We start from the raw sequence: 10,025 nt of genomic DNA, 5'->3' as shown, positions 1-10,025 counted from the left end.
TGACGGTGTGGTGACGTCGTTGACGGTGGAGCGGTTTGAGGGGGTGTTGCGGCCGAAGGCGGATGGGGCGTGGTATTTGCATGAGTTGACGCGGGGTTTGGGGTTGGAGTTGTTTGTGGTGTTTTCGTCGGCGGCTGGGGTGTTCGGTACTCCGGGGCAGGCGAATTATGCGGCGGCGAATGCGTTTGTGGATGCGTTGGTGGGGGAGCGGCGGGCGGCTGGGTTGCCGGGGCATGCGTTGTCGTGGGGGTTGTGGGAGGAGACGAGTGGGCTGACGGCGTCGTTGGGTGAGGTGGGGCGTGGTCGGTTGAGTCGTGGTGGTGTGCGTGCGTTGAGTACGGGGGAGGGGTTGGCGTTGTTCGATCGGGCGTTGGCTTCGGGTGTGGGGCATTCGGTGCCGGTCGGGTTGGATCTGGTGGGGTTGCGTGAGGGTGGGGAGGTTCCGGCTCTGTTGCGGGGGCTGGTACGCAAACCCCCACGCCGCACCACCACGGCGGACGCCGGTTCACTGCGCGACCGGCTGCTCGCGCTCCCGGCAGAGGAGCGTGAGGGCATCCTGCTCGACGTGGTCCGGGAGAACGTCGCGGCCGTCCTGCAGTACGGCGGGGTGACGGGAATCGCCCCCACGCAGTCCTTCGCCTCGCTCGGCTTCGACTCACTCACCGCGGTCGAACTGCGCAACCGGCTCGCCGGCCTCGTCGGCAGCCGGCTGCCCGCCTCACTCGTCTTCGACTACCCGACACCCGTCCTGCTCACCGGCCACCTCCTCGGGCTGCTCCTGCCCGAGTCGGACCCGTCGCAGCGCGGCGCGGACACACTCGACCGACTGGAGGCGATGCTCGCCGAGGAGTGGCCCGAGGCCGAGGCCGGCAAGGTCACGGCCCGGCTGGAAACCCTGCTGGTGCGCTGGCGGGACCGGTCGAAGGCCGTCGCCGTCGGCGGCGCGCCCGACGGCGACGACATGCTCGACTCGGCGACCGACGACGAAGTCCTCCGCTACATCGACGACGAACTCGGCCTCAGCTGATGGCCGCCGCGGCCACGTGTGCGTGCTACTACAAGAAGGGTTCTGAGCATGGCTGACAAGGTGCAGGTCGTTGAATACCTGAAAAAGGTGACGGCAGACCTGAAACGGACCAGGCAGCGTGTCCGGGACCTGGAGGACGCACAGCGCGAGCCGGTGGCCATCGTGGGGATGAGCTGCAGGTTCCCCGGCCACGCGGGCACCCCGGAAGCGTTCTGGGACTTCGTCCGCGACGGCGGCGACGCGATGGGCGACTATCCGGACGACCGCGGCTGGCTGCCGGGCGCCGAACCGGACCCGGAGGAGGCGGAACCCCGCAGGCAGGGCGGGTTCATCGACTCGGCCGCGGACTTCGACGCCGGCTTCTTCGGCATCTCCCCGCGCGAGGCCATGGAGATGGACCCGCAGCAGCGCGTGCTGCTGGAGGCCTCCTGGGAAGCGTTCGAACGCGCGGGCATCGACCCGACGACGTTGCAGGGCAGCCGTACCGGAGTGTTCGTCGGTGTGAACGGCGCCGACTACGGGGCCCTGCTCAACCACTCCCGGCACGAGTCGCACGGATACGTGCTGACCGGCACCGCGGCGAGCGTGGTCTCGGGCCGTGTCGCGTTCACCTACGGCTTCGAGGGGCCCGCGGTCACCGTCGACACGGCGTGCTCGTCGTCCCTCGTCGCGCTGCACCTGGCGGCCCAGGCCCTCAGGTCCGGTGACTGCCCGCTCGCGGTGGTGAGCGGGGTGACCGTGATGTCGACGCCCGGTGTGTTCGCCGAGTTCGGCAAGCAGCGCGGACTGGCGGCCGACGGGCGCTGCAAGGCGTTCGCGGCCTCGGCGGACGGTACGGCCTGGGGCGAGGGCGTCGGCGTCCTGCTGGTGGAGCGGCTGTCCGACGCGCGCCGCAACGGTCACCGCGTCCTCGCCGTCGTCCGGGGCTCGGCGGTGAACCAGGACGGCGCGTCCAACGGGCTCACCGCACCCAACGGCCCCTCCCAGCAGCGCGTCATCAACGACGCGCTGGCGAGCGCCGGCGTCTCGCCGTCCGATGTGGACGTGGTCGAGGCGCACGGCACGGGGACGTCGCTGGGTGACCCGATCGAGGCGCAGGCGCTGCTCGCCACCTACGGGCAGGGGCGTCCGGAGGACCGGCCCGTGCTCCTGGGCTCGGTGAAGTCGAACATCGGGCACACCCAGGCGGCCGCCGGTGTGGCCGGTGTGATCAAGATGGTCCTGGCGCTGCGGCACGCAGTGGTGCCCCCGACCCTGCACGTGGACGAGCCGAGCCCGCACATCGACTGGTCGGCCGGTGCCGTCGAGCTGGCGACCGAGGCGCGTGACTGGCCGGGGACGGCGGAGAGGCCGCGTCGCGCGGCGGTGTCGTCCTTCGGGATCAGCGGCACCAACGCCCACGTCATCCTGGAACAGGCCCCGGACGAAGAGGCGTACGACGAACCGGTGGTGGCGGGCGGGGTCCTGCCCTGGGTGCTCTCCGCCAAGACGCCCGGCGCCCTGCGCGGCCAGGCCGAACGACTGCGCGACTACGCGGCCGGGGGGACCGGTGCCGCGGCCCCCGCCGCCGACGCGGTGGCCGTGGAACTCGCCACCTCACGGGCCGCGTTCGAGCACCGCGCGGTGGTACTCGGCGAGGACCTCGCCGGGTTCGGTGAACTGCTGGGCAGGCTGGCGGTCCAGGACGGGCCGGCGGCCACCGGACGGCACACCGTGTCCGCGGCGGTACGCCCCGGGGCCAAGGTGGCCTTCGTGTTCGCGGGCCAGGGCGCCCAGTGGGCGGGCATGGGCCGGCAGTGGTACGACCGGCTCCCCGTCTTCGCGGCGGCGTTCGACGCGGTGTGCGCGGAGGCGGACGGTGGGCTCGGAGTGCCGCTGGCGGACGTGGTGTTCGCCCCGGAGTCCTCGGCCCACGCGAGCCTGCTCGACCGGACCGAGTACACCCAGATCGCCATGTTCGCGATCGAGGTCGCGCTGTTCCGCACCCTGGAGGCGTGGGGGGTGCGCCCCGACGTCGTGATGGGCCACTCCATCGGGGAGATCGCCGCGGCCCACGTGGCCGGGGCACTGTCGCTCGCCGACGCCGTGACACTGACCGTCGCCCGTGGCAGGCTCATGCAGGAACTGCCTGACGGCGGAGCGATGCTGGCCGTGGACGCCACGGAGGCCCAGGTCGAGGAGTGGCTGCGGAGCGGTCCCGGCGGAGCCGTGTCCATCGCGGCGGTCAACGGCCCGTCGGCCGTGGTCGTCTCCGGCGAGGCCGCTGCCGTGCGCGGCGTCGCCGAGGCCGCCGGCGCCGCCGGGTGCCGCAACCGCGGGCTCCAGGTCAGCCACGCCTTCCACTCACCCCTGATGGAGCCGATGCTCGACCGGTTCCGCGCCGTCCTCGACGGGCTGACCTGGACGCCGCCGGTGATCCCCATGGTGTCCACGGTCACCGGCGGCGCGGTGGACCCGTCGGAGCTGACCTCGTCGGACTACTGGGTACGCCACGCCCGCCAGGCGGTCCGGTTCCAGGACGCCGTCAGGTCCCTGGAGGGCCGCGTCGACACCTTCCTCGAACTGGGTCCGCACGCGGTGCTCACCCGGCAGATCGAGGACAGCCTGAGCGACGGGCAGCCGGCCGTGACCTCGGTCGCCCACCGGGAACGGCCCCAGGTCGCGAGTCTGCTGCGGGCCGTGAGCACCTTGTGGACCCGGGGGATCGAGGTGGACTGGGCCTCCGTGCTCCCGTCCTCCCCGGGCCGGCCCGATCTGCCCACCTACGCCTTCGAACGGCAGCGCTTCTGGCCCCGGCCGCCGTCGCACGCCCCGGCCGGCGACGTGACGGCGGCCGGCCTCACCGGCATCGAACACCCCCTGCTGGGCGCCGCGGTCAGCGTGGCGGAGGGCGACACCCTCGTACTCACCGGGCGGCTCTCCCTCACCACGCACCCATGGCTCGCCGACCACGCGGTACTGGGCGCGGTGCTGTTACCGGGGACGGCCTTCGTGGAGCTCGCCCTGCGCGCCGGACAGGACGTGGGCCTCGGACAACTGGCGGACCTCACGCTGGAGACCCCGCTGGTGCTCGACCCGGGAGGCGCCACCCAGATCCAGGTCGTCGTGGAACAGGCCGACGCCGACGGATGCCGGTCGCTGACCATCCACTCGCGCCCCGAACCCGCCGCCGACGGCACAGGGCCCGCCCCGGTGGACTGGACCCGCCACGCACGCGCCGTGGTCGAGGCACTGCCCCACGGCCCGAACGTCACCGAATACGGCGCGGTGACGGGGGCGCTCTGGCCCCCGCGCGACGCCACCCCCATCGACATCGAGGACTTCTACCCGGCGCTGGCCCGGCAGTCCTACGCCTACGGCCCCACGTTCCAGGGCCTTCGCGCCGCCTGGCGCCGCGGTGACGACGTCTTCGCCGAGGTGACCCTGCCCGACGGCGCGACGGCCGACGCGTTCGGTGTCCACCCGGCCCTGCTGGACGCCGCGCTGCACACGGTCGGGCTCGGTGTGCTCGACGACGGCGACGCCGCGCGGCTGCCCTTCACCTGGACCGGGGTGCGGCTGTGGGCGGGCGGCGCCCGCTCCGTCCGGGTCCGCCTGTCGGCCACCGGCACGGCGGCCGTCCGGGTCAGGATCGCCGACGAGACCGGCGCCCCCGTCCTGGGGATCGACGAACTGGTGCTGCGCCCGGCATCGACGGCCCAGGTCGGGTCGGCGCGGCCGGTGGTGGCGGAGTCGCTGTTCACCCAGCGCTGGGAGCGGTGGGAGCGCGACGGCACCCCGGCCGGGGAACCGCCGCTGGTGTGGGCCGACGGCGTGGCCGCCGGGGAGCTTCCGGTGGAGGAGGGGGACATCGTGCTGCTGGACGGCGCGATCCCGGCCGGCTCAGGCCGTCCCGTCCCGGAGCAGGCCCTGGCCGGGGTGACCACCGTGCTGGAACGGGTACGGGAATGGCTCGCGCACGACGGTGCTCCCGGTGCGCGGCTGGTCGTGACCACCCGGGGCGGCGCCCAGGTGGCCGCCGGGGACGGCATCGATCCGGCGCAGGCCGCGATCCACGGACTGGTGCGCTCGGCGTGCTCGGAGCACCCCGACCGGTTCGCGCTGCTCGACACCGACGCCGACGCGGTGCCCGCGGGTCTGCTGCGCGCGGCGCTCGCCGAGGGCGAGGCCGAGATCGCGGTCCGCGGCGACACGGTGTTCGTGCCCCGGCTCGTCCGTGGCTCCGTGCCCGCCGAGGACACTCCCGCCCCCCGGCCGGCCCCCGGCACCGTACTGGTCACCGGAGGCACCGGGGTCATCGGCTCCGCCGTCGCCCGGCACCTGGTCACCGCCCACGGAGTCACCGATCTGGTGCTGGCCGGACGGCGTGGCCCCGAATCGGCCGACGCCGCCGCCCAGGCCGCACGGCTGCGGGACCTCGGCGCCACGGTGCGGCTGGTGGCCTGCGACGTCGGCGACAGGGAGGCCGTCGCCGAACTGCTGGCGGGCATACCCGCCCTCGGCGGCGTGGTGCACGCCGCCGGAGTCCTGGACGACGGCGTGATCACGTCGCTGACACCGGAACGCCTCGCGGAGGTCTTCCGGCCGAAGGCCGACGCCGCCTGGCACCTGCACGAACTGACCCGGGGCCTGGACCTCGACCTGTTCGTGATGTTCTCCTCCGCCGCCGGGACCTTCGGCTCCCCGGGGCAGGCCAACTACGCCGCCGCCAACACCTTCCTCGACGCCCTGGCCCGCCACCGCCACGCCGAGGGCCTGCCCGCACAGTCGCTGGCATGGGGCCTGTGGGCCGAACGCAGCGCGATGACCGGCACCCTGAGCGAGACCGACCTCGGCCGCATCACCCGCAGCGGGCTGCGCGCGTTCTCCGAGGACGAGGGACTGGCACTGTACGACGCCGCGACCCGGGTGCCCGAGCCGGTCGTCCTGCCCGTACGCCTGGACCTGCGCGGCCGGAGCGACCCGCCCGCCCTGCTGCGCGGGCTGGTCACGGCGCCCCGGCGCAAGGCCTCCGCCGCCGGCACACCGGGCCCGGCCGAGCGGGGATGGCAGGACCGGCTGACGGGGCTGACGCCGGCCGAACGGTCCGCCGCACTGGTGGACCTGGTGCGCGAACACGTCGCCGCCGTGCTGGGCCACGCCACCGCCACCGGCATCGGAACCGAACAGCCCTTCGCCACGCTCGGGTTCGACTCCCTGACGGCGGTCGAACTGCGCAACCAGCTGACCGCGGTCACCGGGGTCCGGCTGCCCACGACCCTCGTCTTCGACTACCCGAGCCCACAGGCACTGGCCGGGTTCCTCGGCTCGGTCCTGGTCGGCGGGCAGGAGACGGAGGAGCGGGCCCGGCGCCAGGCCGTGACGGACGACGAGCCCATCGCGATCATCGGGATGAGCTGCCGCTACCCGGGAGACGTGAGCTCCCCCGAGGACCTGTGGGACCTGCTGGCCGACAGCCGCGAGGGCATCGCCGGATTCCCCGCCGACCGAGGCTGGGACCTGGAGGCGCTCTACGATCCCGACGGCACGGCCCCGGGCACGACCTACGTGCGCGAGAGCGGGTTCCTCTACGGGGCGGCCGATTTCGACGCGGGATTCTTCGGCGTCGGACCGCGCGAGGCCGTGGCGATGGATCCGCAGCACCGGCTGCTGCTGGAGCTGTCCTGGGAGGTGCTGGAGCGGGCCGGCCTCGACGCGACGGGACTGCGGGGCAGCCGGACGGGCGTGTTCTCGGGCCTGATGCACCACGACTACGTGGCCCGGTTGCAGTCGGTCCCCGACGAGGTCGCCGGCTATCTGAGCAACGGCAACGCGGGCAGTGTGGCATCGGGCCGGGTGGCCTACACCTTCGGCTTCGAAGGACCTGCGGTGACGGTCGACACGGCCTGCTCCTCGTCGCTCGTCGCGCTGGACATGGCCGTGACGGCGCTACAGCGCGGATCCTGCGATCTCGCCCTCGCGAGCGGGGTCGCCGTCGTCTCCACACCCGCCGCCTTCACCGAGTTCACCATGCAGCGGGGACTGGCCCCCGACGGCCGGTGCAAGCCCTTCGCCGGCGCGGCGGACGGCACGGCCTGGAGCGAGGGCGTCGGCGTCCTGCTGGTGGAGCGGCTGTCCGACGCGCGCCGCAACGGCCACCGCGTCCTCGCCGTCGTACGCGGTACGGCGGTCAACCAGGACGGCGCGTCCAACGGCATGACCGCGCCGAACGGCCCGTCCCAGCAGCGGGTCATCCGCCAGGCGCTCGCGAACGCCGGACTGGCCGCGGCCGACGTGGACGTGGTGGAGGCGCACGGCACCGGCACGACGCTCGGTGACCCGATCGAGGCGCAGGCGCTGCTCGCGACCTACGGGCAGGACCGGGCGCGGGAACGCCCGGTCCTGCTGGGGTCGGTGAAGTCGAACCTCGGGCACACCCAGGCGGCCGCGGGGGTGGCCGGCATCATCAAGATGGTCATGGCGATGCGGCACGGCACGGTGCCCGCCACCCTGCACGTCGACGAGCCGAGCCCGCACGTCGACTGGTCGGCGGGCGCCGTTGAGCTGGCCACCGAGGCGCGGGACTGGCCGCGGACCGACAGGCCGCGCCGCGCGGCCGTGTCGTCGTTCGGGATCAGCGGTACCAACGCCCACGTGATCCTGGAACAGGCTCCCGAGGAGACCCCGGCCGCCGGACCGGCCGCCGGACCCGTCATCACCGGCGGCGCCCGCCCCTGGGTCCTGTCGGCCAAGTCGGCGGCCGCCCTGCGCGCCCAGGCCGAACGGCTGAGGGAGTTCACCCTCGGCCCGGCCGGCGCCGGGGCTCCGGACGACGGCATCGCCGGAGCGCTGGCGGGCTCCCGTACGGTGTTCAACCACCGTGCGGTGGTGCTCGCCGCCGACCGCGCCGGATTCGCCGAGGGGCTCGCCGCCCTCGTGGGGACGGAGCCCGGCGGCGCGGCGGACGTGGTGCGCGGAGTGGCGCGGCCCGGTGCGAAGGTCGCGTTCGTCTTCCCGGGCGGGCAGCCGGCCCCGGCGGGCACGGTGACCGGCCTGCTCGACGCCTCCCCGGCCTTCGCCGAGTCCCTGGCCCGGTGCGGGGAGGCCCTGGCCCCTCACACCGGATGGGACCTGCTCGACGTCCTGCGCGGCCGGCCGGCCGCGCAGGAGGACCCGGAGACGGCCCGGCCGGTGCTCTGGGCCGTCACGGTCGCGCTGGCCGCGCTGTGGCGGTCGGTCGGTGTGGACGCCGCCGCCGTGATCGGTGTCGACGGGGGAGAGATCGCCGCGGCCTGCGCGGCCGGTGCGCTGTCACTGGAGGAGGGGGCGGCGCTCGTGTCGGCGCCCGCCGGGGCGCGGGACGTTCCCCGCGACGGCGTGATCCCCGTGCACGCGGCCTCCTCGGCCGAGCGGGCCGGCGAGGAAGGGCCCGCACCCCTCGCCGAGGTGGTGGACCTGCTGCTCCGGGACGGTGTGGACACCTTCGTCGAGGTGAGCCCGCACCCCGTGACCACGGCCGCGGTCGAGGACGCGGCGACCGCCGCGGGGCGCGAGGCGGTCGTGGTCGGATCCCTGACGCGCGACCGGGACGGGCGCACCGCGTTGGTCCGGTCGGCCGCGGCGCTCTGGTCGGGCGGGGTGGACGTGGACTGGCCGTCCCTGGTGCCCCCTTCGGGACAGGCGGTCGACCTGCCGACGTACGCCTTCCAGCACAGGCGCTACTGGCTGGACGCTCCCGCGGTCTCCGGCGACGGCCGGGCCCCGCAGGCCGCCGGACCCGGGCCGGCGCGTGCCGAGCCGGCGGAGGACGTCCTCGGCCGGGTGCGGGAGGCCGCACCGGACAAGCGGCGCCGGCTGCTGGAGGAGGTCATCAGGACCGAGGTCGCCGCCGTGCTGAACCACCAGGACACCGCGGACATCGCCCTGGACATCGAATTCCTCCACCTCGGCGTCGATTCCCTGGCGGGCCTCATCCTGCGCGACCGGCTCGAAGCGCTGCTGAAGGTGGACCTCGGAGCGACGGCGATGTTCGACCACCCGACCACGACCCGGCTCGCGGCCCGGCTGGCCGAACTCGTCGGCGACGGGGCGGCGGACACCGCCCGGACCCCCTCGGGCCCCGGGTCCCCCTTCGACAGCATCGAGGCGCTCTACCGCGAGTCGTACGCCCTGGGCGAGGCGGGGTCCGCCGGGATGGACCTCGTCCAGGCGGCGGCGCGGATCCGGCCCTCCTTCACCAGGGCCGACGCCGCCGGGCACGTCCAGCCCCCGGTGCGGCTGTCGCGGGGGGACGGCAGCCTGACGGCCCTGGTCTGCCTGCCCGCGATCACCGCCACCGCGGGCCCGGTGCAGTACGCCAAGCTCTCGCAACGGGTACAGGGCCGGCGGGAGGTCGTCGTACTGACCAACCCCGGTTACTCGGAGGGGCAGTTGGTACCCGATTCCTTCGAGAGCTTCATCGAGCAGCGGATAGCCTCCCTGCGCGCCTTCGTCGGAACGGAGCCCTTCGTCCTCCTCGGACACTCGGCGGGCGGGCTGATCGCGCACGCCATGGCGATGCGGGCGGAGGAAGCGGGACTCGCCCCGGCCGGGGTCGTGCTGATCGACACCTTCCAGGCGGGCGACCGGTTCTCGCGGAAGACGACCAACGCGATGATGGACGGTCTGTTCGCACGCGAACACCTCCTCGGCCCCGACGCGTTGAGCGGCGTACGGCTGACCGCCATGGGGCGCTACCACACGCTCATGGCCGAGTGCGAGATCGCGCCGGTGAAGAGCCCGACCCTCTTCCTGCGCGCCGCCGACCCCCTGCCCCACCAGGCCGAAGGCCCTGACGGCGACGGTCCCGCCGAGGGCGGCTGGCAGCCCTCCTGGCCCTTCCCGCACACGCTCGCCACCACGCCGGGCGACCACTTCACGATCATGGAGGACAACATCGCCGTGACCACCGACGCCATCGAAGGATGGCTCACCGACCAGGGGCTCTGACCCCTCCCCGTCGCACCACGCCGGTCATCCG

1 protein-coding gene and 2 pseudogenes are annotated in these 10,025 nt (G+C 74.1%); all 3 read left to right on the top strand.

Translation table 11 applies throughout. From position 1 onward, the window contains the following. Positions 1-7: 7 nt before the first annotated feature. A pseudogene (locus tag ACFVS9_RS08710) lies at positions 8-250 on the top strand (ketoreductase domain-containing protein); the annotation flags it as partial. 201 nt (positions 251-451) lie between these two features. Then, positions 452-1,027: a phosphopantetheine-binding protein gene (locus ACFVS9_RS08705; protein WP_389931083.1), complete on the top strand. Its 576-nt coding sequence runs from the start codon at positions 452-454 to the stop codon at positions 1,025-1,027. A gap of 48 nt (positions 1,028-1,075) precedes the next feature. After that, positions 1,076-9,994: pseudogene (locus tag ACFVS9_RS08700) on the top strand (type I polyketide synthase); the annotation flags it as partial. Between the last annotated feature and the right edge of the window lie 31 nt (positions 9,995-10,025).

Source organism: Streptomyces sp. NPDC058008, from assembly GCF_042886395.1.
In the GTDB taxonomy this organism is placed as follows: domain Bacteria; phylum Actinomycetota; class Actinomycetes; order Streptomycetales; family Streptomycetaceae; genus Streptomyces.
This window is presented reverse-complemented; position numbering and strand designations above follow the sequence as displayed.